Here is a 23,656-nt window from a genome sequence, read left to right on the forward strand (position 1 = left end):
CCGGGCATGCAGCCCGGCTACTCAATCAACTTTCCTGTTCGGTTTCATTTTCCTCGCCGGCGGCGGCGTCTTCCGCTTCGCCGCGGCGCTTCCTGGCTTCCTTGCGCGCCCGGTTGTCCTTCGACAGGGCATCGCGGATGAGATCGTCGGTCAGCACCAGCCGGGCCTCTGCGATCGCGTCGTAAGGCACGCGCACCGTCGGCTCTTCGCCATAGGCCGCCTTGTCGCGCTCGATCAGGATGCCGTCGGCATCCGCCTCGGCGATCTTGCCCTTGAAGCGCTTGCGATCGCTGACAAGAACCGATGTCTCCAGCTTGACCAGATGGCCGGTCCAGGCGGTGAAATCCGACTTGCGCACCAGCGGCCGGTCGATGCCTGGCGACGAAACTTCGAGATGATACGCTTTTTCGATCGGATCATCGACATCGAGCGCCGGCGACACGGCGCGGCTGACCTCTTCGCAATCCTCGACTGTCATGGTGCCGTCTTCGCGTTCGGCCATGATCTGCAGCGTCAGCCCGTTCTGGCCGGTCAGTTGCACCCGCACGAGCCGGAAGCCGATGGCCTTGAGCACCGGCTGCACGATCAGCGCAATGCGCGCATCGATGCCGCTTTCGCGGATGATACGGTCGTCGGCCTCGCTTGCCGCTGCAGTCATCAGATCCCTGTCGCTTTTCACTTCCGGCCGGCAGGTAATAAAAAAGAGCGGGACCGGGTGGACCCACTCTTCGTCATACCGACCAAGAATTTGAGGTTGATATAGACGATCCCGAATTGCGTTTCAAGCCTGCAGGCAAAGGCTGGCGGCCGTCTCTACAACTGGCGCGGCCATCGCTGGGCCGCATGCATCACGGTGAGTATCTCGATCTCGCCGCCGACCACGCGGTAGGGAATTATGTATGGCATGTCAGCCAGGACCAGCTCTCGTGTCCCTTTCACCCGCCCGACCCGCCCCATGGCGGGTTGCTCGGCGAGATTGTCCGCGGAGGAAACGATGCGGGCAACAACCCTCGCCGCGGCTGTTGGATTGTCCTTTTCGATGAAAGCGCCAATCTGGTCGAGACGGCGCACGGCGCGCTGGGTCCAGCGGATCCGCTTCATCGTTCGGACTTGACGTATTTCGCTATGACGCCGGCCAAATCCTTCTCACTTGCAAATTCTCCTCGATCGGCTTCATCAAGGCCGGCCTCGATCTCGGCAAGCTGCCATTCTTCCCTGGCGACATAGTCTTCGATCGCTTGAGCAGCGACGTAGGAACGGGAGCGATCCACCTTTTCGGCCAATTGGTCGAGCTTGGCCACGGTCTCATCAGGAAGCCGAACGGTAAAGGCACTCATCATCCTGTCTCCATTCTGGTTCACTCTGAATGTGATGGAACCAAAGTGGTTCGTCAAGAACCCGCCTGGACTGCCTGCGTTGCGCGCCGCGCATGGCGGCGATGCAGCCCTTTGTGAACCGACTGTCGTCACCATCGAGGTTGCAGTGCAAAAGAAAGGACGCGCGCGGTGGCGCGTGAAGCTGATCATATGGACCGTGGATTGTTTTTCGTCATCGGCGATTTCTTCAACACATTCGGCAGCGCGGCAACGGCGGCGCGAGCCGTCGAGGCCGGGCGCAAGCCGCGCCGCAGCGCCCTGAAGAAGCTCGGCATCGATCCGGCCGCTTTCGATCGGATAGGCCACTTCCAGCCTCATAAACGGAAGCCCGACCGTCAACATCTCGCTGAATGGCGATGGGCGTCCACCAGCGACGCGGCGATTGCCGCGATCGAACGAAATAAGATGAGCGGATCGTCTCTCGTCGGGAGAAATCCCCCGCGTTGCCAGAATTGCGCCGCTTCCGCATCGACTGCATTGATCATCAGCGCACGCCCTCCGATCAGTTCCGCCGCCTGAACGCAGCGCTGAAGGGCATGCTTTACCAAGCCGGTGCCGATGCCGCGCCCAGCCCAACCGGTATCGGTCGCAGGCTGGCCGAGGAGCAGGCACGGCACCGGGTCGGGCGGTTGCCCGTGCGGACTGACCGGGGCAGGATCGAAGGCACGACGGCCGTCGGCGCCAAACCGTAATATCCAATCACGCGGCCGGCTTCGTGGACGACGAGAACGGCTGTGAAGCCCTTCTCCTGATTGGAAAGCGCGCGGGTTTTCAGCCAGTGATCAAGCGCAGGCTTCCCACAGGAGAATCCGGACACGCCGTGAGCTGCCGTAAGCGGTTCGGGCGCCGATAAGACCACCAGTCAGCGCTTCGTCGTATAACCAGCTTCCCAAGGCGCTGACCGCTTTGCCAATTCCACCATGTCGGGGACCGGCGCGGCCGGGGCCGACAGAACCTCCATGAACTCCGCGAACCCTTCCGGGCTCATGCGGACAGGACGGTTATCCATCAGCACATCCTCGGCCGCGCGCACGGCGGCATCGCGCACGAAATCCGTGCGGGACCGGCCGCGCAGAGTGGCGGCAAGATCGATCATCGCCACGTCCGCTTCCGGCAGGCGCATCGAGATCGGGTATTCCCTGCATTCAACCGAGGCGGCCATAGCTGTCTCCAGCCTGCAATGCAGCGATCTGTAGCTCTATATGCAATACAGATCGCCCGATTACTTCCGGATGAACGTCAGATAGGCGGGCCGCCGCCCCTCGCGGATGGCCTTGGCCTCATAGCGCGTGCCGGGCCAACCTTCATAGGGCCGGTGCCAATCGGCGGCATCCCGCACCTGCCATTCAAAGATGCCACTGGCGCGGCAGGCAAGCAGCGTCCAGTTCACATAGCTGTCGATGTCGGAGGCGAAGCGGAACCAGCCGCCGGATTTCAGCACCCGGGCGAAGCGGCCGAGATTGGCGGCGCCGACGAAGCGTCGCTTCCAATGCTTCTTCTTGGGCCATGGATCGGGATAGAGCAGATCGATGCCATCGAGCGAGGCTTCCGGCAGCCAGTCGAGCAGGCGCGTGGCGTCGTCGTCATAGACTCTCAGATTGGCAAGCGGCGTCTTGCCAAGCGCCGTCATCATCTTGGCCATGCCGTTGACGAAGGGTTCGACGCCGATGAAGCCGGTTGCCGGCGCTTCCGCGGCGCGATGCAACAGATGCTCACCGCCGCCGAAGCCGATTTCCAGCTGGAGCGCCGAAACCTGTGTCTTGAACAAGATCCTGAGATCAGCCGGCGCTTGCGCCGTCAGGTCGACCCGGTATTCGCGCAGGCCGCCTTCGAGGGCGATCGCCTGCAGAGGGCGTATAGTCTTGCCGTGCCGGCGACCGAAGAAGCCTTCGGTCGCCCGGCTTGGCCTGTCCTTTGCGTCCGCTGGCGTCAGGCGGCGACGGCGTCCTTGAGCGCCTTGGCGAGATCGGTCTTTTCCCAGGAGAAGGAGCCGTCGCGACCGGCCTTGCGGCCGAAATGGCCGTAGGACGAGGTTTTTGCATAGATCGGCTTGTTGAGGTCCAGATGACGGCGGATGCCCGACGGCGACAGGTCCATGACCTTGCGCAGCGCATCCTCGAGCTTCGATTCGTCCACCTTTCCGGTGCCGTGCAGGTCGACATAGACCGACAGCGGCTGGGCGACGCCGATGGCGTAGGAGAGCTGGATGGTGCAGCGGTCGGCAAGCTTGGCCGCCACCACGTTCTTGGCAAGGTAGCGCGCCGCATAGGCGGCCGAGCGGTCGACCTTGGTGGTGTCCTTGCCCGAGAAGGCGCCGCCGCCATGCGGCGCCGCGCCACCATAGGTGTCGACGATGATCTTGCGGCCGGTGAGGCCGGCATCGCCGTCAGGCCCGCCGATGACGAACTTGCCGGTCGGGTTGATGTACCAGTTGCAGTCCTCGGCGATCTTCAGGTCGCCAAGCGCCTCGCGGATATAGGGCTCGACCACCTTGCGGACCTTCTTGGAATCCCAGCTCGTATCGAGATGCTGGGTGGAGAGCACGATCTGCGTGACTTCCGCCGCCTTGCCGTCGGCATAGCGCACGGTGACCTGGCTCTTGGCGTCCGGGCCGAGCTTGCCGGCCTCGCCATTGCCTTCATGGCGCGCGGCCGCCAGCAATTCGAGAATCTTGTGGCTGTAATAGATCGGCGCCGGCATGAGGTCGGGCGTCTCGCGGCAGGCGTAGCCGAACATGATGCCCTGGTCGCCCGCGCCTTCCTCGCCCTGGCGGTCGGCGGCATTGTCGACGCCCTGGCCGATGTCGGGCGACTGGCCATGCAGCAGCACGTCGATCTTGGCGGTCTTCCAGTGGAAGCCGGACTGCTCGTAGCCGATCTCGCGGATCGCCTTGCGGGCAACCGACTTGAACTTGGCCGGGTTGACCACAGGGTGGCCGGACGCATCCTTGAGGACGTTGCCCGCCTTGTCCTTCTTCAAAAGCGTGTCGGGGACGCGGACCTCGCCGGCGATGACGACGCGGTTGGTGGTGGCCAGTGTCTCGCAGGCGACGCGCACCTTCCACGGATCCATGCCCGTCTTCTTGGCTTCGCGATAGACCAGATCGACGATCTCGTCCGAGATGCGGTCACAAACTTTGTCGGGATGACCCTCGGAGACGGATTCCGAGGTGAAGAGATAATTCTGCCGCGTCACGGGTGTCCCCTCTTGAAAAAAGATCGGCAGGCTGCCGATTTTGGCGCGCCACGTGTTAGCGGTGCCGGGCGCCGCTCGTCAAGCGGCGCGACGGATCTGGCATGAATGTAGGTAAGGCCGGCTATGCCACCGGCGGCAGAGCGCCGCCGGTGGCATCGGTAAAATCAATCGGCGTCTTCCGCGGAAAGCGCCTTGACCAGATCGATGATCCTGCGGCGCACCTTGACGTCGCCGATCTTGACGAAAGCCCGGTTGAGCTGAAGCCCCTCGGGACTGCCGCAGAATTCGATGGCGAACGCCATCGAGGAGTCTTCCGCAAATCCTCGATTGCCGCCGCCGGCCTCCTCGCCCGGGGCATCCTCGAAGAAGAAGGCGACAGGAACGCTCAGGATGGAGGCGATCGCCTGCAGACGGCTGGCGCCAACCCTGTTCGTGCCCTTTTCGTACTTCTGGATCTGCTGAAAGGTGATGCCGAGATTTTCACCCAGCTTTTCCTGGCTCATTCCAAGCATATTGCGACGCAGCCGGATGCGACTCCCGACATGGATGTCGATCGGATTCGGCTTCTTCTTGTTCTCTTCTGTCATTTTTTCCTCGCCGAATTTTTCCGGCTTTTTCTATTTTGTTCCGCCCATATGAAGCCGGAGCCACCTGCCCCAACAGAACCCTCCAACCGACTTCGAGAAAATTTTAGGCGTTACAGTATGAGTTTCTAATGTGCCGACTGTCAATTCACCCGTAGCCGCTGCCTTACATTCAATGTGAGGGCAATCAGCGCTAACAGCAACATGATCAGCAATCCGTTAATGCGCCGCTGTTTCGCTGACATGAGGGCGCGCCCAGAAACCGGCACATGCGCGTCGATGGCGCCGCGCGCGTCGACGGCAAGCGCGTCGATAATGCGCCCGCGCGAATCGACGACTGCGGAGATGCCATTGTTGGCCGCGCGCAGCAGCGGCAATCCATTCTCCACTGCCCGAATCTGCGCCTGCCTGAAGTGCTGATACGGGCCTGGCGTGTCGCCAAACCATGCGTCGTTGGTGACGTTCACGATTACGTCAGATGACGCAGAGTCGGCGGCGACGAGATCGGGAAAGATAACCTCGTAGCAGATGAACGGCGCGGCACGCAGGCCGCCCGGCACGGCGATCGGATGGCGCTCGTTGCCGGCGGCGAAATTCATCGGTCCGGCGACGAGCTGGCCTATGCCGAAGCGTTCGAACAGGTCGGCGAAGGGCAGATATTCGCCGAAGGGCACCAGATGCACCTTGTCGACGGCATCGACGATCTCGCCCTTGTCGTTGATCGCCACCACGGAATTGTAATAACGGCTGCCGGCATTCGCCGAACCGCCCTCCTCGCGCACGACGCCGGCAATCAGCATCTGGCCGTCGGCCAGCATGTCCCCCAGTGCCGTCAGCGCGTCCGGACGCTCGGTGAAGAGAAACGGCACCGATGTCTCCGGCCACAGAATGAGCTGGGGCTTGGCGTGACTTTCTTCGGGTGCTTTCCCCGATATCCCCAGCAAAGTCGCGAAGATGCGGTCGCGCACCGAGGCGTCCCACTTTTCGCTGAGGTCGACCGCGGGCTGGACGATGCGGACGTCGATGGATCGTGTCGCCGGCTCGGCGGGCATGGCGAGCCTGAAATAGCCGAAGCCGACATGGGCGGCGGCGAGGACGACGAACAGGGCAACGCCCAGCCTCAGATGCCGGCGCGCCGCGACCAGCGCCGGCAGCGAAAACAGGAAGACCGCAAGCGCGTTCATGCCGATCATGCCGGTCACCGAAACGCTCTGCATCAGAAGCGGCACCGGCATCGCCGCGTAGCCGACGGCATTCCAGGGAAAGCCGGTGAAGAGGAAGTCGCGCAACCATTCGGCAAGGCCGAACCCGAAGGCAAGGGCGGCGATGCGGCCGATATCGCTGCTCCAGAACAGCCGCGCCACCACGGTGGCAAAGCCATAGAAGAAGGCCAGCGCGAAGGGGATGCCGACGACGGCGAAGGGCAAGGCCCAGGCGAAATTGTCGGCCTCGACCAGCAAGGCCTGGCCGATCCACCAGAGACCGGCGAGGAAGTAGCCGAAGCCGAACCACCAGCCTGTTGCGAAAGCCGGCCGCAGGCGCCGGAACCAGCCATCGGAAGCCTCACCGGTGGCGCCGTCGAGCAGCCAGACGAGGACCGGGAACGAAACGAAGCAGACGGCGAAGAAATCGTAAGGCGCCTGGGCAAGCACCGCCAGCGCTCCGGCGGCAAACGCCACCAACGCCCGCCGCCACCCCCACAGCAGAATTATCCGGCCGGCAAAGCGCTGCATCCAGCTTCCCAAGTCGCGCGAATCAGGGAGCTAGAGGTTTAACAGGCTGGGCCCGGTGTTCCAAACCCAGATAAGCGCGGCCTGACACACGGTCGCGCTATCGCGGGAATCCTGCCATAGCTCTTTGTTTAGCCGCATTTCTGCAACGCCAAGCGGTTCCGCTTGGTTGCAAAAGCTCAGCGGTGCCAGCCCTGGATGCGCAGGCCACTCAGTCGCTCAGCCTCGTCCTTGGGGACAACGCGCACGGTGCGGGTGAATGTCCAGACATGGCCTTCGAGGTCACGAGCGCGGTATTGGCGCTCGCCGTAGAAATGGTCGGCGGGCTCCTCGACGATCTGCGCGCCCGCCGCGCGCGCTTGCTCGCAATGCGCGTCGATATCTTGTTGCAGACGCACATAGACGGCCTGCGTGTTCTTGCCGCCGACGGAGGCCGGGCTGGCGATATGCTCATCCCATTCGGAATCGACGATGATATAGCCGTCGCCAAAACGCATTTCGGCATGCACCAGCCGACCGTCGGCATCGCTCACCAGCATGCTCGGCTGGAAGCCGAAGGCCGCCTGCAGCCAGATCAATGCCGCGCGTGGATCCTTGTAGAAAACACCCGAACCCAGAACCGCGTGCTTGAACGGATCGTCTATCGCCATCGGACGGCGATATCAGGCCTGTTCGGTGCGGGCCGCGCGGCGGCGCTGGCGCTCGCCCTTCTGGCTCTGCACGATGCGCACGCGCTTGACGCGGCGCGGGTCGGCGTCGAGCACGTGGAACTCGAAACCGGGAATGGCCTGCACCACTTCGCCGCGAGCGGGGACGCGGCCGAGCGTGTTGAAGATCATGCCGCCGATGGTGTCGACATATTCGCCATGCTCGCCGGCGGCGAAATCCTCGCCGATCATCTTGGCGACCTCGTCGATCTCGGCCTTGCCGTCGACGACGAAGACGCCGTCGCCGGTCTGCGTGACCATCGGCTCGTCATCGTCATGCTCGTCCTCGATGTCGCCGACCACCATCTCGACGATATCCTCCAGCGAGGCGAGACCGTCGGTGCCGCCATACTCGTCGATGACCAGCGCCATCTGCGTGCGGTTCGTCTGCATGCGCCCCATCAGGTCGGAGGCAAGCATCGAGGGTGGCACGAACAGCACCGGGCGGATCAGGCTGAGATCGCCGATGGTACGCGCAAGGTCGACCTGGGCAAGGTCGAGCGCGGTCGACGCCGGCGTCTTCGCTCTGCTGCGGCCCTTCTTGACGCGGGCGAGCTTGGTGATGTGGGCGAGCACGTCGCGGATGTGGACCATGCCGCGCGGATCGTCCAGCGTCTCGGAATAGACCGGCATGCGCGAATGGCCGGATTGCTCGAAAAGGCCGAGCAGATCGCCAAGCGTCGTGTTGATCTCGACCGCCTCGATATCGGCGCGCGGCACCATGACATCCTCGACCCGGACTTCGCGCAGGCGAAGGATGTTGTTGAGCATGGCGCGTTCGCCGGGCGAGAAGGCGCCGGCGTCGGTCGCCGTTTCGGCGAGCGCGCCGGCAATCTCCTCGCGCAGGCTGGTGCCGTTGCGGTGCCGGAACAGGCCGAGCACGCGGTCGAAGAGCGAAGGACCGGCATGCGACGACTCCGCGGCCGCGCTGCCGGCGGGAATACTCGGACTGGAGCCCTCTTCCGTCTTTTCGGAAGGCTTGGCAGCACTGCCGGCGTCCGGACGGGCGGCAGTTTCTGGTGTGTCGTTCATCGCCATCGGGTCAATTGAGCTTTTTTGTTACGCGTAGGGATCGGGAATGGCAAGCCTCGCAAGCGCCGCGCGCTCGATCGCTTCCATCTCCTCCGCCTCAGCGTCGGTCTCGTGATCATGGCCCAAAAGATGCAGCAGACCATGGATAACGAGATGGGTGATATGGTTTTCAATCGGCTTGTCTTCCAGAGCGGCCTCGCGCGCCACCGTCTCGGAAGCCAGCACGATATCGCCCAGCATCGGCGGCAGCTTGCCGCCTTTCGGAAAGGAAAAAGCCGGGAAAGACAAGACGTTGGTGGGCTTGTCCTTGCCGCGCCACTCGGCATTGAGCGTCCGGATATGGGCATCGTCGGAAAAGACGACGCTGAGCTCGGAGGCGCCGCCCGCGCCGGTTTCGGCAAAAGCGGCCGCAACGGCGCGATCGACGAGGCGTGTCAATTCGGCTTCCGCGGGCCAAGCGCCTGCCTCGACGAAAATATCGATATCGACCGGCGCTTCGCCGCCAAATTCCGGATTTTGAGCCATAGGGCCTATAGTCAGCTTTCGGCGCCCAAGCCTCGCGCCAGCTTGCCGTCGCGGTCATAGGCCTTGACGATCTCGGCAACCAGCGGGTGGCGCACCACATCGCCTTCGTTGAAGCGGACCGTGACGATGCCGGGCACCCCGTCGAGGACGCGCAGCGCCTCGACCAGACCAGACTTGGTGTTGGGCGGAAGGTCGATCTGGGTCGGATCGCCGGTGACGATCATGCGGGAGTTCTCGCCGAGACGGGTCAGGAACATCTTCATCTGCATCGGCGTGGTGTTCTGCGCCTCGTCGAGGATCACCGCCGCATGCGCCAGCGTGCGGCCGCGCATGAAGGCCAAGGGCGCGATCTCGATCACTTCGGCGGCGATCGCCCGCTCGACCTTGTCGGCCGGCATCATGTCGTAGAGCGCGTCGTAGAGAGGCCTGAGATACGGGTCCACCTTCTCCTTCATGTCGCCGGGCAGGAAGCCCAGCCGCTCGCCGGCCTCGACGGCCGGACGCGACAGGATGATGCGCTCGACCATGCCGCGTTCCAGCAGCATCGCCGCATGCGCCACCGCCAGATAGGTCTTGCCGGTGCCGGCGGGACCGATGCCGAACACCATTTCGGAGCGTTCCAGCGCCCGCATATAGGCATCCTGGTTGAGCGAGCGGGCATAGATCGTCTTCTTGCGCGTCGCGATCTGGGCGGCCGAAACCTTGCCCTTGCGCTCCATCGTCGGCAGGGTCAGCTGGTCGTCGGCGGCAATCGCCATGCGTACGGCGCCGTCGACATCCGACTGGCCAATGTCGACGCCCTTCTGCAGGATGCCGTAGAGGGTGTCCAGCGCGCGGCGCGCCTGTTCGGCGGCGGCGGCGGAGCCCTTGATCGTCAGCTGATTGCCGCGCGAGCGGATGTCGACGCCGAGCTTCTGCTCGAGCCGGGCGAGGTTCTCATCAAACTGGCCGTAAAGGGCGCTGGCTAGCTTGTTGTTGTCGAAGGTCAGTACGATGTGCGCCATGTCGGAGGCCCCGGACGCCTGGTTCTGGGGCGGATTCTTCAGTTCAGCAGCGCTCAACCGTCTCTCCTCATCTGCCGAGGTCGTCAGACCAATTCGGCGAACAGGCTGTTGTAGCCCGTCCTTGTGATTCGTACGTCGATAATGTCACCGATTCCGCCGGCCTTGTCGTCAACAATAACCGGCTGCAGCCACGGTGAACGGCCTACTTTCTGGCCGGCCTGTCGGCCAGGCTTCTCGATCAGCGTGCCGATGGTCTTGCCGACCAGGCTCAAGCCGAAATCCTGCTGCTGCTTCAAAAGTAGGGCCTGCAGCCGCTGTAGCCGCTCGTCCTTGACCGCCTCGGCCACGTGGTCGCTCATCTCAGCGCCCGGCGTGCCGGGGCGAGGCGAATATTTGAACGAGAAAGCCGAGGCATAGTTCACTTCGCGCACCAACTGCAGCGTCGCTTCGAAGTCAGCATCGGTCTCGCCGGGGAAACCGACGATGAAGTCGCCGGACATGGCGATGTCGGTTCGGGCGGCGCGGATGCGCTCGATAAGCGCGAGATAGTCGCGCGCCGTATGCCTACGGTTCATCGCCTTGAGAATGCGATCCGAGCCGGACTGCACTGGCAGATGCAGATAGGGCATCAGCGCCGGCAGATCGCGATGCGCGGCGATCAGTTCGTCGTCCATGTCGCGCGGATGGCTGGTGGTGTAGCGCAGCCGCGCCAGGCCGGGGATTTCCGCCAGGCGGAACAGCAGGCGGCCGAGCCCCCATTCCTCGCCATTTTCGCCGACACCATGCCAGGCGTTGACGTTCTGGCCGAGCAGCGTCACCTCGCGCACGCCGGCCTCGGCCAGGCGCTCGGCCTCTGCGACGATCTGCGCCACCGGGCGCGAAACCTCGGAGCCGCGCGTATAAGGCACGACGCAGAAGGTACAGAACTTGTCGCACCCCTCCTGCACCGTCAGGAAGGCGGTGACGCCGCGCTTTGCCAATTCGGCGCGCCTGGGCTGCGGCAGATGCTCGAACTTGTCCTCGATGGCGTATTCGGTCTCGACGATCTTTTCGCCGCCGCGGACCCGCGCCAGCACGTCGGGCAGCCGGTGATAGGTCTGCGGGCCGATGACCAAATCGACCGCCGGGGCGCGGCGGATGATCTCGGCGCCTTCGGCCTGCGCCACGCAGCCGGCGACGCCGATCAAGAGCTCGCGGCCGACCACGGCGCGTTCGGCTTTCATGTCGCGGATGCGGCCAAGCTCGGAATAGACCTTTTCCGCCGCCTTTTCGCGGATATGGCATGTGTTGAGCAGCACCAGATCGGCGTCTTCGACGACGTCGGTGGCGACATAGCCGTCGGCGACCAGCGCATCGGTCATGCGCTGGGAATCGTAGACATTCATCTGGCAGCCATAGGTCTTGACGAAGACCTTTTTCGCCGCGCGGTCAGTGCCGGCCGAGCGCTCGGCCGCAGTGCCGATGCCGTGGCTTTCAATCGTGTTCAATTCCATCGGGCGGCTTCTAGCGCCTTTCCGTGACAAAAAACAGACGATTCTGCCCGCGGCGCGTCGCGCCGCCTTGTTCCAAAATCGCTACAGGCCCTTGGGCGACATACCAATCAGCGGCTCTTTGCCGGGTCGGCGAGGATGGCCTGCATCATCTCGCGCACCTTGGCTTCCATCAACCTTGCCGTCTCCTTGCGGTTCGAACCCTTGGAGAACGGCACCGGCTCGCCGAAATGCACCTCGGCATCGATCGCCCCTTCGGCAAGCAAGGTTTTCAGGTGCGGCATCAGATCCTGGTCGCCGATCCAGGCGGTCATGGGCCGATGGCGGCGCCCCATGGGCATGCCGTGCAGTCGCGTGTAGGCGATCGCCACGGGCTGGATGAAGACCTGTTCGGCCGCCCCTTCCGAAATCGCCATGGAGGCCGCGCCGAACAGCGTGCTCTTGAACGGCAGCACGAGGTTGCCGTCGCCGGTCGAGCCTTCGGCGAACAGCACCATGGCATCGCCCTTGGCCATGCGCCTGGCAATCTGGCTTGCTTGGTCGCCGGAAGTGCGCTTGCGCTCGCGCTCGATGTAGACGGTGCGCTGCAGCTTGGACAGCATGCCGATCAGCGGCCAGCCCTTCATGTCGGCCCGGGCGATGAATTTCACATCGACGAAGGAGCCGAGCACCATGATGTCGGTCCAGGAAATGTGGTTGGCCGCGACAAGCAGCGGACGTTCCCTGGCCAGCGCGCCCTTAACATGCACCCGCATGCCGAGCGCCCGCAGGATCATGCTGTGCCAGATTTTGAGAATGAAGGTTTCGGGCCACAGCCCCGTCTTCATCGACAGCATCTGCAGCGGCACCAGCACCAGCGAACAGACGACGACATAGGCGAGCGCCAGGAAAATCCGCAATTTCTTGATCATTCGCTCCGGCCCTATCGCGCGGACTGGCTAGCGAAGATCGCGGCGCATGACAAGCGCGCCGGTCGGGCCGTGCTCGGTCGAGCGATAATAGTTCGGCCGATGGCCGACCTGGCGGAAGCCGAGCCTGCGGTAAAGCCCGATCGCCGGCGTGTTGGTCTCGTCGACCTCGAGGAAGAGCGCCGCGGCGCGCTGCGTATGCAATTCGCGCAGCACCGCGTCCATCAATTGCCAGCCGAGCCCCTGGCGGCGATGCGTGCGGGCGACGGCCAAGGTCAGGATCTCGCCCTCGCCGGCCGCCAGCCGCGCGAGCACGAAGCCGACCGGCGGCTTGGAGCCTTGGCCGGTCTCACGCGCGGCATAGCCGAAGACCGTGTCCTGCTCGAGAAGTGCTGCGAATTCGCCGTCGGTCCAGGGCCGCACGAAATCCTCGCGATGCAGCACCGAAACAGCGGCGCTGTCGGCGACCGTCAACGGTTCCAGCGCATAGTCCCTGCGGCGCGGCTGAAAGAACGGTATGCGCATCAGGAATCGTTTCCCCTGTCCTGCCTTGGCAGAATGAAACCCGCCTGCGGCTTGGCGTCGGCGCCGCGCAGATAAAGCGGTTTGGGCTTTTCGCCCGGTTCCCTGGCCGAGGCCAGCCTGGCATAGGTCGCGATGTCGGCTGTGGCGGCAACGGGACCAGTTTCGAAGGCACGACCCGCCGCCTTGGCAATCTGCGGCGCGGCGGTCCCGACCAGGACCGCGTCGGCGCCGATGGCCATGGTCACTGCCTCGGAAAGCGCAGCTACGGAAGGTCCGTAAGTCTCGGCTAACGCTTTATCATAGAGCGCCGCATGAATTTCCTCGCGGCCGGCATCGAGCGCGGCAAGCACCGCGCGCCCGGGAAAGGCATTCGCAGCCTCCGCCGCCAGGGCTTCCAGCGTCGTCACGCCGATCGCCGGGATTTTCAGCGCCAGCGCCAGGCCGCGCGCGGTCGAGACGCCGACGCGCAGGCCGGTGAAGGAGCCGGGTCCGATCGAGACGGCAACAGCGTTGAGGTTCGGGTAGCCGATCCCGCCGGCTTGCAGGGCCGTCTCGATGACGGCCATCAGATGCTCCGCATGCCCCTTGCCGAGGTCGCGCACCTCACGGCCAAGCTCCTTCCCCGCGCCTGCATCATAGACGCAGGCAGCGCAGAGACTGGCGGCGCAGTCGATGGCGAGCAGCTTCATATAGGCAACTTCATATGGCCATTAATGAACTGGATCGAAACACAATTCCCTCTGCCCGGCATAGGCCGCCGCCGCAAGAGCCAAGGCGGAGAAATGTTAAGCGGCTTTGCTTCCCTGCAGCGCCAGGACCTTGTTGTCAGGCAGAGGCCGCGATGCGCAGCATGTGGTTGTCCCAGACATAGTCCGGCTCGGAACGGGTCGAGCCGGCGCCGCCGACGATCTCGCCGGCGCCGGTCGTTGCCATGAAGCCAGCGCCGTCGGGCGCGAGGCCGCAGACCTCGACCAGCGATCTGGTCGCGACCACGCGTCCGCTGGCGGCGTCGAGGACGGCCAGCGAATTGCCTTCCGGCGAAGTGATGGCGACCGTACCTGTGGCGGCATTGGCGGCGACCGAGCCGATATAATTGCGGAAGCCGGAGAGCACATCCTGCGGCATCTCCAAGAGCTCGAGCTCCTTGCCGCGCGCGGCGCGGCCGACCAGCGCGGGGCGGTCGGTCGCCGGCCCGCGATATTGGCAGCCGAACCAGACGGTGCCCGCCTGGTCGCGATCCATGTGGCGGATCGACAGCTGATGCAGCGCCGGCGGCAATTCGTGCTTTTCGATCAGGTCGCCGGTGACGCGGTCTACGAGCGTATAGGACGGCTTCATCGTCGCGATGTTGAGCTCGGCCCGGCCATAGTCGGGATGGGTTTCGATGCCGCCATTGGCGATGGCTAAAGTGCGGCCATCGCCGAGCAGGAGCAGCTCATGCGGCCCCATGCCATAGGTCGGGAATTCGCCGATGCGATTGAATTTCTCCCGCGCATCGTAGACACCGACGACACCTGCCGCATTGTCGAAATCGTTCTCGGTCGCATAGAGCAAGGCGCCGTCGGGCGAGAACACGCCATGGCCGAAGAAATGCCGGCCGGCGATGCTGGCGATGGTCAAGGGCTTGTCGCGGCCGGCTTGGTCGAAGACGACGGCGAAGGTGCCGGGCTGACGGGCGAAGACCACCGAACGCTTCGACACCGGATCGAAGGCGACGTCATGGCCGCGATCGGGCAGATCGACCGTATGCAGGATTTTTCCCGCCTCGGAGAGCACGGCGGCGCCGAAGCTGCCGTCACGCTTGACGAAGGCCGTGGCAAACACCGCGTCCGCGGCAAGCGTGTCGGCCCAGGCACGCGGCGCCATGGCGGCGGCAAAGCCGGCGCCCGCGGCGCGCAGGAAATCGCGGCGATCGATGAGCTTTGTACTCCACGCCATCGATCAATCTCCGTCCAGCGACGAGAAGCCGGCGGTCAGGCCGAACTCGGCGGTCATCCTGGTGCCGATCAAGGTCGACAGGCTCGACGTGATCAGCGCGAAATGCTCGAGCTTGTCGCGCAGCGCTGGGTCCGCGAGCGCCTTGTCGATCGGACCGGTGATCGACTTCGCCGTCGCCACGCCGTTAGTGAGCTGGATGTGGATGGATTCGGCCATCCATTGCGCATCGGCGGGCAGCGCATCGCCGAGCTTGGAAGCCTGGAACAGTTGGTCGATGCCGGACAGGTTTGCGGCCAGCGAAGCCGTCGTGTTCTGCGAGCGCCAGTAGATCGCCTGCTTCGGCTTGTCGGCATCGGGCCTGGCGCCGAGAAAACCTTTCAGCCGCACATCGCGGATCATGTCCAGCTCGTTGATGAAGACACCGACCAGTTCCGTCACCGCTTCGTTGCCGTCACGGTAGAGCGGGTTCTTCGGCCCCGGATTGGCCCAGAGCGACGCAAAGCCGTCGGGCTTTTGCCAGGCGTCACGCACCTCGCCGGCCATCGTTTCGACGTTGCCGGCGACAGCCGAGCCATAAGCGCAGCGATAGGGATCGTCCTTCCTGGCGAGCGTTTCGGCGCCGTCGCCGTAAAGCACATATTCGAGCCCGCCGAGGCCCTGCATGGCGACGCTCTTTTGCGCCAGTTGCGCTGGATCGGTGGCTGACGGATCCTTGGATGCCAGCGTGGACTGCACTTGCCTCAGGCCGATGCTCTTGCGGTCCGGCCAATAGAGCATTCGCTCCAGCCGGTTGTTCTCCTTGATCGGCCCGAAGGCGATGATCTCGGCCACCGACCAGGCCTCCACCGTGCCGGAAAACGCCGCGCGCGCCGCTTCGAGATTCTTTTCGGACGGCGCTTCGCAGAGCTGGTGCATCGCCTTGGTCAGGCCCGCCGCATGCTCGTCGAGGCTGGCATAGGCCGGGCGGACGAAACCATCGATCGCGCGGCCGATGACATCGGAGGCCTTCACCGCGGCCGATGCCGGCAGGGAGATCGCCAGAAAAAGCGGAAGGGCAAGGGTGGCGGCCAGGCGTTTCGACATCAAAGCGACTCCAGGAATTTAATCAGCGCGTCACGATCGGCCGCGGCGGCCCCGGCAAAGCGATCGCGCGCCTTCTGGCCTTCGCCGCCATGCCACAGGATCGCCTCGGCAAGCGAGCGGGCGCGGCCGTCATGCAGATAAAAAGCATTGCCGTTGACTGTCGCGGTGAGCCCAATACCCCAGAGCGGCGGGGTGCGCCACTCGCTGCCGCTCGCTTCGCCGACCCGTTGCCCGTCGGCAAGGCCCTCGCCCATGTCGTGCAGCAGGAAGTCGGAATAAGGCCAGATCAGTTGGAAGGCCTGCGCCTTGTTGGGTGTGCCGCGCATGGTGACGAATTTCGGCGCGTGGCAGGAGATGCAGCCCATTTCGTAGAACTGCTTCTTGCCGGCGAGCACGTCAGGTTTGTCGAGATCGCGCCGCGCCGGCACGGCCAGATTCTGCGAATAGAAGGTGACGAGGTCCATGACAGGGGGCGGCGCCTCGGCCGTGCCGAGGCGTTGCTGCACGCCGCTCGGCATGGCAAGGCAATCCGTCTGCGCCTTGGTGCAATCGCCCCAATGCTTCGGCATTTCCGGCGTGGAGATGCCGATATCGCCGGCAAAGGCATCGGCCGCCTGCTGGCGGATCGAGGCGGTCTGCGCCTTCCAGCCGAAGCGGCCCATGGTCACCGCGCCGCTCAGTTCGTCGCGCACGATGTTCGGCCGGCCCGAAATGCCGTCGCCGTCGCGGTCATCCGCATCGGCATGGGCGAGAATATCGGCCGGCGCGATCTGCTCGATCAGGCCCAGCCCGATCATCGGCGGCGTCAGCCGAGGCGAGAGCGTGGTGCGCGGATCGAGTGGGCCGTAACCGAGATTTTCGACCGAATAGCTTGGCTTGCGCAGCGCAACAACAGCGCCGTCGCCGAGCGTCACTTTTTGCTCCTGGTAATCGACGCGCATCCGGCCTTCGCCTTTGAGGCCCGGAACCGCAAGATCCTGCAGTTGCGCGCCATAGATGGAGTCGGGAAAGTTCAGCACCTTGTGGTCGGCAAGCGCGGCCTTTTCCTCGGCGCTGGCGGCGTCGCGCGCCAGCCGCAGGAACATAGACGTCGATCCGGCATCGCCTTCCGGCGGACGGCCGCGCCCGTCCTTCAGATGGCAATTCTGGCAGGCGCGCTCGTTGAACAGCGGGCCGAGCCCGTCCGAAGCCTGGGTCGAGGATGGCGACGACACCCAGTTCTTGCGGAACAGCGCGTTGCCGAGCTTGAAGCTGCCCTCTTCCTCAAAGGTGATGTTGGCGGAGGATTGCGAAAAGGCATCGCGGTTGACGTCCTTCCGCGACGTGCCGGCGCCGCCCTGCATCAGCTCGAACGGTTCGGGCCTGGTAAAGTCGGTCGTTGGCCTGGTGACTGCCAGAACCCGCGCCTGATCCTTCGGCGTCAGGTCGGTGCGGCTCGTCGGGAGAGCGGCTGGCTCACCGGCCATGGCGGGCGCGGAAAGCATGACCGCCAGCAAAAGCGACGCCCCGCTGCCGATCCGGTATCGCGGGATCTTCTGAAGCGGCAGGCCGTCGATCGCGGCCCGCAGCGCGCGGCGCGAAAAATGATCTACGGGGCGCCGCATTCCCGCATGTCCTTACTCCGCCTCGTTGGCCGAGTCGGCGTTGAGCTGGCCGTACTTTTCCTCGCCGATCGAGGCAAGCAGGTCGAGCTGAGTTTCCAGGAAGTCGATATGTCCTTCCTCGTCGGTCAAAAGGTCCTCGAACAGCTTCATCGAGACGAAATCGCCTTCCTCGTGGCAGATCTCGCGCGAGCGTTTGTAAGCGGTGCGCGCGTCATATTCGCCGGCCAGATCGGATTCGAGCACTTCCTTGACGTTCTGGCCGATGCGCAACGGCGCGACGGACTGCAGATTGGGATGGCCTTCGAGGAAGATGATGCGCGCGATCAGCCTGTCGGCGTGATGCATTTCCTCGATCGATTCCGCCCGCTCCTTCTTTGCCAGCTTGGTGTAGCCCCAATCCTCGAGCAGACGATAATGCACCCAGTACTGGTTGACGGCTCCAAGCTCCAGAAACAGAGCTTCATTAAGCCGCTCGATGACCTGCGGTTCGCCTTTCATGGGGTCTGCTCCCGTATTGGACGCGCAAGCCTCTCACGCGGTCCAGGTGTGAAACGATGTCCACGCCGCCCACCTCTGAGCGGGCGTGGTAGTTCTCGGTGACCCGAATGATCGTTTCCACCACATTTGGGAAACAGCCGCAACAGCGACCGCGCTTGCGCATCGCATGATAGACCTTCGCGGGCACGATCAGCTGCCAGGGATCCTCATCCAGCAGGCCGACGATCGTCTGCTCGATCTCCTTCTCGGTGATGATGTTGCAATGGCAGATCAGCATTCACTTGCTCTGGCTGACGGCGCCGGCCACGGCGCCGCTTGGATTATTTGTTAGTCGGGCATGATCTTGTCCAAAAACCGGTATCCACTTTTTGGGATCATGCCTGTTTCCTAGTCGGGCATGATCTCGTCCAAAAAACCGGTATCCACTTTTTGGGATCATGCCCTGGACCTTACTTGAACACCTTGTCGGGAGCGTCCAGGCTGTCGGAGCCCTCGAAGGCGATCTGGTTCAGCTTGAGCGAGCCGACGGCGCGCTCGATCGACTTGGTCTGGTCGATCAAGGCGTCGATTGCCGCCTGGACGGTAGCGTTGCCTTCGGTGTTGCCTTCGGCGATCTGCTGGTCATAGGCCTCGCCGGCCAGCGCGCGCGCCTGGATGGCCTCCATCTTGGCGATGGTGGTGTCGAGCTTGCCCGACAGTTCCTTGTCGATCGCCGGATCGGCGGCCTTCACCATGTCGGCCACCGACGGACCCGAAACCACGGAGCCGTCGAGCCGCTTGTAGCTGGCATGGTAGGCGTCGCGGATGCCGACCGCGTCATAGAGATGCGAGATGTAGGTGTTGTCGGAGAAGCAGTCGTGCTCCTCTTCCGGATCGTGCAGCAAAAGGCCGAGCTTCATGCGCTCGCCGGCCAGCTCGCCATAGGAGAGCGAGCCCATGCCGGTGAAGATGGTGGAGATGCCGGCATTCGCATCGCCGTCGGTGAGGGTCTTGCGCGCGGCGCCGTCCTCCTTCCAGTTGCCGACCATTTCCTGCAGGTCGGACACCAGAAGATCGCTCGCCGATTTCAGATATTCGGCGCGACGGTCGCAATTGCCATTGCTGCAATTCTTGAGGTCGTAGTCGGTAAAGGGCCGCTCGCCGGCGCCCGGGCCTGTGCCGTGCAGGTCCTGGCCCCAGAGCAGGAATTCGATGGCGTGATAGCCGGTCGCGACATTGGCTTCGACGCCGCCGGCCTCCTGCAGCGTGCCCGAAAGGAACTCCGGCGTCAGCTTCGAGGCGTCGACCTTCTTGCCGTTGATCTCGATTTCCTTGTTGGCGATGACGTTGGCCGTATAGAGCGCGTTTTCGTCCGACTCGCTGCCATAGCTCTTGGCGACATAGTCGATCAGGCCCTCATCCAGCGGCCACGAATTCACCTTGCCTTCCCAGTCGTCGACGATCTTGTTGCCGAAGCGGTAGACCTCGGTCTGCTGGTAGGGAATGCGCGCGGCCTTCCAGGCTTCGCGCGCGGCGTTCAACGTGTCGGCCGAGGGGCTGGCGATGAGTGCGTCCACCGCCTTGTCCAGCGCCTGCGCCGTGGTCAGCGAATCCTCGTATTTGGCCAGTGCGATGTCGGCATAGGTCTTGATCACCGCCTTCGCGTCGGTCTCGGCTTTCGCCGGCAACACGAAAACCGCCGCCGTCAGTGCAGCCGTGGCGCAGATCGCAGCCAGCCTGCCGCCATTACGTGCCGTCATTATCCTTCTCCAGTTCCTTGGAAATTCAACAATAGGCGCATGTGTCCACCCGCGCCGAGGCATGAGCATGCCGGGAAAAATGGTGGCCGCGCCGATGCGCGGTTCGCGATAAAAAGACACCCACTTGCCTCCAATCGAAAGGGTTCAAGGCCCAGCCATCAAAGGGATGCGCTTCGCGCGCAGCTCTCCATAAAGCGATGGAGAGGCCTGGAGTCAACCGGCGCGGCAGAAAAAATTCAATTGAAACAATACTTTAGAATTATTCTAAACTAGGATTATCAACTTTAAGACGATCGCCCGACCGGGAGACCGGATTGACAGGCAGCCGTTCTGGGTGCGACCCGGACGCCTGCCCTTGCGGCGGCGGCAGACAATCGCCACTTGGCGCAAGAGCCTAGAGTTCCAAGACAAAAGGATTGCGATGACGAACGGGGTTGTGATTGTCGGTGCCGGCCATGCCGGCGTGCAGGCCGCAGCCAGCCTGCGCGATGAGGGCTATGAAGGGCCTGTCATCCTGATCGGCGACGAGAAGGAACTGCCCTATCACAAGCCGCCGCTGTCCAAGACCTTCATCAAGGACGCCGAGGCCAAGCCGCAGCCCCTGCGCGGCGAAGCGTTCTACACCGGCAACAACATCGATTACCGGCCGGGCGTGCGCATCGAGAGCATCTATGCCCGCGCGGGCCAGCTGAATGTTGCAGGCGGTGGAACGCTCGCCTTCGACCGGCTGGTGCTTGCCACCGGCTCGCGGCCGCGCCTGCTCAAGCTCGACGGCGCCGGCCTTGCCGGCGTGATCTCGCTACGCTCGCTGGCCGATGCGCGGGCGATCCGCGAGCTCAGCGCGCAAAGCGAGGACGTGGTCATTCTCGGCGGCGGCTTCATCGGCCTGGAGATCGCGGCGACGCTAAGGGCCGCCGGCCGCAACGTCACCGTCGTCGAGGCCGTCGACCGGCTGCTTGGCCGCGCCGTGGCGCCTGTCATCGCCGCGCATGTGCGTCAGCGCCTGGAAGCGATCGGCGTGCGCATCCTGACCGGCACCACCATTGCCCGCCTCGAGGGCGAAGGCGGCCGCGTCTCGGCCGCGATCACGTCCGGCGGCGAGCGCTTGCCGGCGCAGATGGTCATCATCGGAATCGGCGTGGTGCCCAATGTCGAACTGGCGGAAGCCGCCGGCGTGGCTACCGGCAACGGCATCCGCGTCGACAAGCATATGCAAAGCTCCGTTCCCGAAATCCTCGCCATCGGCGACGCGGCCTCCTACAGGCACTGGTTCACAGGCGGCGACGTGCGGCTGGAATCGGTGCAGAACGCCACCGACCAGGCCAGGCTTGCAGCCCGCACCATCCTCGGCCATGCCGAGCCGTTCTCGGCCGTGCCGTGGTTCTGGTCGGATATCGGCGACATGAAGCTGCAGATGGTGGGGCTGACGCAAGGCGGGGACAGCCACGTTGTGCTCGGCGATCTCGCCGACAACAAGTTCTCGATCTACCATTATGCCGGCGACCGGCTGCTCGGCATCGAATCCGTCAACCGTCCGGCCGACCATATGCTTGGCCGCAAGATGCTCGGCGCCGGCTTCTCGCCGGCGCCGCAGACGGTGGCAGGCGGGCCAGATGCGCTGAAGGCGGCGCTCGCGGACTTCAGTCAGGACGAACCCACCAGGGCGGCGGGCTGATTGTTCAATCCACTATGATGATAACAACGCTCGGGGGCGCGAAAGGACGCACCCACCAAGCCTTGGCAAAAGGCCATCGCCGAATTATCATAAATTGATAATTTCGGATAAAGCGAAAGATTTGCTCCGTGCCTGCAAGCTACAGCATTGGCTCCCGCTACGAGGCATTCGTGCGCGAGCTTGTCGAGAGTGGCCGCTACGCCAGTGCAAGCGAAGTCGTGCGCGATAGTCTGCGCCTGCTGGAGGAGCGTGAAGAGCACCGGCAGGCGAAGCTTGCTGCACTGCGTGAAGACATCCGCAAGGGTGTAGAGAGCGGACCAGCTATAACAGCCGACGACGTTTTCGATCGGCTGGAGAAAAGATACGCGGCGGAAAGCCGCAAATAATGGCTCTCAGTTTCGCGCCTGCCGCCGTGCAGGACATCGAAGAGATTGGCGATTACATCCAAGCTGAAAATCCGGCGGCCGCCCGCCGCTTGATAGCGGCACTTCGAGTGCGATGCGACACCATCTTGGATGCACCACGTGGTGGCGCTCCCCGTTCCGAACTCTGGCGCGGCCTGCGTTCCGTCGCGTTCCAGAGATATGTCATCTTCTATACCGTCGAGCGTAACAATGTGCGCGTTGAGCGCATCCTGCATGGCTCGCGCGACATCCAGGGCATTTTCGATGAAAGGAAAATGCCCAAGGATAGTTGAAGCCGACACTCTGACAACTTCGATCAGGCCGCCCGTGCGTCGCGGATCGAGGTTTCCAGGATATCCAGCGCCTCGGTCATGACTCCGTCCTGGATGGTGATGGGCGACAGGAAGCGAATGACGTTGGCGTAGACGCCGCAGGTGAGCAGGATGAGGCCCTTGTCCAGCGCCTTCAGCCTGACCGCATTGGCGAACTCCGCCGAGGGCAGGCCCTTCTTCACGTCGTTGAATTCGACGGCGTTCATGAAGCCCGGGCCGCGGATGTCGACGATCTCCGGCACGTCGTCGCGGATCGAGTCCAGCCGCTGCTTCAGCCTGGCGCCGAGGGCATTGGCGCGGTCGCAAAGCTTCTCCTCGTCGATCACGTCGAGCACGGCGTGCGCGGCGGCGACGCCGATCGGGCTGCCGCCATAGGTGCCGCCGAGCCCGCCGGGGCCGGGCGCGTCCATGATCTCGGCGCGGCCGGTGACGGCCGAGAGCGGAAAGCCGCCGGCGAGGCTCTTGGCCATGGTGGTGAGATCGGGCGCCACGTCATGATGATCCATGGCAAACATCTTGCCGGTGCGGGCAAAGCCGGTCTGCACCTCGTCGGCGACGAGCAGGATGCCATGCTGGTCGCAGATCTTGCGCAGCGCCGTCATGAAGTCGCGCGGCGCTTCGTAGAAGCCGCCCTCGCCCTGCACCGGCTCGACGATGATGGCCGCGACGCGGCCTGGATCGACATCGGCCTTGAACAGCTTGTCGAGCGCGGCGAGCGAATCGGCGACCGAAACGCCGTGCAGCGCGACCGGGAACGGCGCATGGAAGACATCGGCTGGCATGGCGCCGAAGCCGACCTTGTAGGGCACGACCTTGCCGGTCAGCGCCATGCCCATGAAGGTGCGGCCGTGGAAGCCGCCGGAAAAGGCGATGACCGCCTGACGGCCGGTGGCGCTGCGGGCGATCTTGATGGCGTTCTCGACCGCCTCGGCGCCGGTGGTGACGAAGATCGTCTTCTTGTCGAACTTGCCGGGCAGCATGCCATTCAGCCGCTCGGCGAGATGCACGTAGCTCTCATAGGGCACGACCTGGTGGCAGGTGTGGGTGAAGCGGTCGAGCTGCGCCTTGACGGCCTCGATCACCTTCGGATGGCGATGGCCGGTGTTGACCACGGCGATGCCGGAAGAGAAGTCGATGTAGCGGCGGCCCTCGACGTCCCAGATTTCCGAATTCTCGGCGCGATCGGCATAGATCTGCGTCGTCATGCCGACGCCGCGCGAGATCGACTGGTTCTTGCGTTCGGAAATGGCTGAATTCTTCATCTCATCCCTCAATCGGGCCATCCTTCATCGAGACTGGCCCGTTCT

Annotated in this window: 26 protein-coding genes and 1 pseudogene; 3 read left to right on the forward strand and 24 right to left on the reverse strand. The window is 63.9% G+C overall.

Going from position 1 to position 23,656, the window contains the following annotated elements; genetic code table 11:
* Positions 1 to 25 precede the first annotated feature (25 nt).
* From rimP to FJ430_RS00235, 23 genes and pseudogenes are all read right to left on the reverse strand, one after another.
* Entirely contained in the window at positions 26 to 658 is a 633-nt protein-coding gene (gene rimP, locus FJ430_RS00125) for a ribosome maturation factor RimP (protein ID WP_140702753.1), read from the reverse strand.
* 155 nt (positions 659 to 813) lie between these two features.
* Entirely contained in the window at positions 814 to 1,101 is a 288-nt protein-coding gene (locus FJ430_RS00130) for a type II toxin-antitoxin system RelE/ParE family toxin (protein WP_140656224.1), read from the reverse strand.
* Positions 1,098 to 1,340: a CopG family ribbon-helix-helix protein gene (locus FJ430_RS00135; RefSeq protein WP_176476948.1), complete on the reverse strand. Its 243-nt coding sequence runs from the start codon at positions 1,338 to 1,340 to the stop codon at positions 1,098 to 1,100. Before FJ430_RS00135 ends, FJ430_RS00130 begins: the two co-directional genes overlap by 4 nt.
* Positions 1,341 to 1,711: 371 nt before the next feature.
* Positions 1,712 to 2,235: pseudogene (locus tag FJ430_RS00140) on the reverse strand (GNAT family N-acetyltransferase).
* 3 nt (positions 2,236 to 2,238) lie between these two features.
* Positions 2,239 to 2,538, reverse strand: coding sequence for a DUF1778 domain-containing protein (locus FJ430_RS00145; RefSeq protein WP_140702751.1), 300 nt, complete (start codon positions 2,536 to 2,538; stop codon positions 2,239 to 2,241).
* A gap of 60 nt (positions 2,539 to 2,598) precedes the next feature.
* The gene (trmB, locus tag FJ430_RS00150; RefSeq protein ID WP_140702749.1) at positions 2,599 to 3,309 is read right to left on the reverse strand and encodes a tRNA (guanine(46)-N(7))-methyltransferase TrmB; all 711 of its coding nucleotides are present in this window, start codon (positions 3,307 to 3,309) and stop codon (positions 2,599 to 2,601) included.
* Positions 3,306 to 4,571 (reverse strand): methionine adenosyltransferase, encoded by a 1,266-nt coding sequence (metK, locus tag FJ430_RS00155; protein ID WP_140645344.1) that lies wholly within the window; start codon positions 4,569 to 4,571, stop codon positions 3,306 to 3,308. The genes trmB and metK overlap by 4 nt, the downstream gene beginning before the upstream one ends.
* Positions 4,572 to 4,735: 164 nt before the next feature.
* Positions 4,736 to 5,158, reverse strand: a complete 423-nt coding sequence (locus FJ430_RS00160) for a helix-turn-helix domain-containing protein (RefSeq protein ID WP_140645345.1) — start codon at positions 5,156 to 5,158, stop codon at positions 4,736 to 4,738.
* A 140-nt stretch (positions 5,159 to 5,298) separates the two neighbouring features.
* The gene (gene lnt / locus FJ430_RS00165; protein WP_140702747.1) at positions 5,299 to 6,888 is read right to left on the reverse strand and encodes an apolipoprotein N-acyltransferase; all 1,590 of its coding nucleotides are present in this window, start codon (positions 6,886 to 6,888) and stop codon (positions 5,299 to 5,301) included.
* 176 nt (positions 6,889 to 7,064) lie between these two features.
* On the reverse strand, positions 7,065 to 7,535 hold the full coding sequence (locus FJ430_RS00170) for a VOC family protein (RefSeq protein WP_140702745.1): 471 nt from the start codon (positions 7,533 to 7,535) through the stop codon (positions 7,065 to 7,067).
* A 12-nt stretch (positions 7,536 to 7,547) separates the two neighbouring features.
* Positions 7,548 to 8,624 (reverse strand): hemolysin family protein, encoded by a 1,077-nt coding sequence (locus tag FJ430_RS00175; protein WP_140702743.1) that lies wholly within the window; start codon positions 8,622 to 8,624, stop codon positions 7,548 to 7,550.
* Between the two features lie 27 nt (positions 8,625 to 8,651).
* Positions 8,652 to 9,149, reverse strand: a complete 498-nt coding sequence (gene ybeY, locus FJ430_RS00180; RefSeq protein WP_140702741.1) for an rRNA maturation RNase YbeY — start codon at positions 9,147 to 9,149, stop codon at positions 8,652 to 8,654.
* A gap of 11 nt (positions 9,150 to 9,160) precedes the next feature.
* Complete coding sequence (locus FJ430_RS00185) at positions 9,161 to 10,153, reverse strand: PhoH family protein (RefSeq protein WP_226892268.1); 993 nt, start codon at positions 10,151 to 10,153, stop codon at positions 9,161 to 9,163.
* A gap of 83 nt (positions 10,154 to 10,236) precedes the next feature.
* A complete protein-coding gene (gene miaB, locus FJ430_RS00190) occupies positions 10,237 to 11,538 on the reverse strand; it encodes a tRNA (N6-isopentenyl adenosine(37)-C2)-methylthiotransferase MiaB (protein WP_413467888.1) in 1,302 nt (433 codons plus the stop codon).
* A 215-nt stretch (positions 11,539 to 11,753) separates the two neighbouring features.
* Positions 11,754 to 12,554, reverse strand: coding sequence for a lysophospholipid acyltransferase family protein (locus FJ430_RS00195; RefSeq protein ID WP_140656196.1), 801 nt, complete (start codon positions 12,552 to 12,554; stop codon positions 11,754 to 11,756).
* A gap of 27 nt (positions 12,555 to 12,581) precedes the next feature.
* On the reverse strand, positions 12,582 to 13,076 hold the full coding sequence (locus FJ430_RS00200; RefSeq protein ID WP_140645353.1) for a GNAT family N-acetyltransferase: 495 nt from the start codon (positions 13,074 to 13,076) through the stop codon (positions 12,582 to 12,584).
* Entirely contained in the window at positions 13,076 to 13,765 is a 690-nt protein-coding gene (gene tsaB, locus FJ430_RS00205) for a tRNA (adenosine(37)-N6)-threonylcarbamoyltransferase complex dimerization subunit type 1 TsaB (protein WP_140702737.1), read from the reverse strand. The genes FJ430_RS00200 and tsaB overlap by 1 nt, the downstream gene beginning before the upstream one ends.
* 136 nt (positions 13,766 to 13,901) lie before the next feature.
* Positions 13,902 to 15,014: a DUF1513 domain-containing protein gene (locus FJ430_RS00210; protein WP_140702735.1), complete on the reverse strand. Its 1,113-nt coding sequence runs from the start codon at positions 15,012 to 15,014 to the stop codon at positions 13,902 to 13,904.
* A 3-nt stretch (positions 15,015 to 15,017) separates the two neighbouring features.
* Positions 15,018 to 16,097 carry an imelysin family protein gene (locus FJ430_RS00215; protein WP_140702733.1) on the reverse strand — a complete coding sequence of 360 codons (1,080 nt, stop codon included), beginning with the start codon at positions 16,095 to 16,097 and terminating at the stop codon, positions 15,018 to 15,020.
* The gene (locus FJ430_RS00220; RefSeq protein ID WP_413467889.1) at positions 16,097 to 17,581 is read right to left on the reverse strand and encodes a di-heme oxidoredictase family protein; all 1,485 of its coding nucleotides are present in this window, start codon (positions 17,579 to 17,581) and stop codon (positions 16,097 to 16,099) included. Before FJ430_RS00220 ends, FJ430_RS00215 begins: the two co-directional genes overlap by 1 nt.
* Positions 17,582 to 17,713: 132 nt before the next feature.
* The gene (bfr, locus tag FJ430_RS00225; RefSeq protein WP_140673174.1) at positions 17,714 to 18,199 is read right to left on the reverse strand and encodes a bacterioferritin; all 486 of its coding nucleotides are present in this window, start codon (positions 18,197 to 18,199) and stop codon (positions 17,714 to 17,716) included.
* Positions 18,165 to 18,476 (reverse strand): (2Fe-2S)-binding protein, encoded by a 312-nt coding sequence (locus FJ430_RS00230; protein ID WP_140645359.1) that lies wholly within the window; start codon positions 18,474 to 18,476, stop codon positions 18,165 to 18,167. Before FJ430_RS00230 ends, bfr begins: the two co-directional genes overlap by 35 nt.
* Positions 18,477 to 18,648: 172 nt before the next feature.
* Complete coding sequence (locus FJ430_RS00235) at positions 18,649 to 19,938, reverse strand: imelysin family protein (protein WP_140702728.1); 1,290 nt, start codon at positions 19,936 to 19,938, stop codon at positions 18,649 to 18,651.
* A 421-nt stretch (positions 19,939 to 20,359) separates the two neighbouring features.
* Between FJ430_RS00235 and FJ430_RS00240 the strand changes: the two genes are divergently transcribed.
* From FJ430_RS00240 to FJ430_RS00250, 3 genes are all read left to right on the forward strand, one after another.
* Positions 20,360 to 21,613, forward strand: a complete 1,254-nt coding sequence (locus FJ430_RS00240) for an NAD(P)/FAD-dependent oxidoreductase (protein ID WP_140702726.1) — start codon at positions 20,360 to 20,362, stop codon at positions 21,611 to 21,613.
* Between the two features lie 128 nt (positions 21,614 to 21,741).
* Positions 21,742 to 21,999 (forward strand): type II toxin-antitoxin system ParD family antitoxin, encoded by a 258-nt coding sequence (locus tag FJ430_RS00245; RefSeq protein ID WP_140645362.1) that lies wholly within the window; start codon positions 21,742 to 21,744, stop codon positions 21,997 to 21,999.
* Positions 21,999 to 22,310 (forward strand): type II toxin-antitoxin system RelE/ParE family toxin, encoded by a 312-nt coding sequence (locus FJ430_RS00250; RefSeq protein WP_140645363.1) that lies wholly within the window; start codon positions 21,999 to 22,001, stop codon positions 22,308 to 22,310. Before FJ430_RS00245 ends, FJ430_RS00250 begins: the two co-directional genes overlap by 1 nt.
* 23 nt (positions 22,311 to 22,333) lie before the next feature.
* Here the strand turns inward: FJ430_RS00250 and FJ430_RS00255 are convergent, their stop codons facing one another.
* Complete coding sequence (locus FJ430_RS00255) at positions 22,334 to 23,611, reverse strand: 4-aminobutyrate--2-oxoglutarate transaminase (protein ID WP_140702724.1); 1,278 nt, start codon at positions 23,609 to 23,611, stop codon at positions 22,334 to 22,336.
* Positions 23,612 to 23,656: the final 45 nt, after the last annotated feature.

Origin of the sequence: Mesorhizobium sp. B2-8-5, from assembly GCF_006440675.2 — a bacterium.
Taxonomy (GTDB): Bacteria; Pseudomonadota; Alphaproteobacteria; order Rhizobiales; family Rhizobiaceae; genus Mesorhizobium.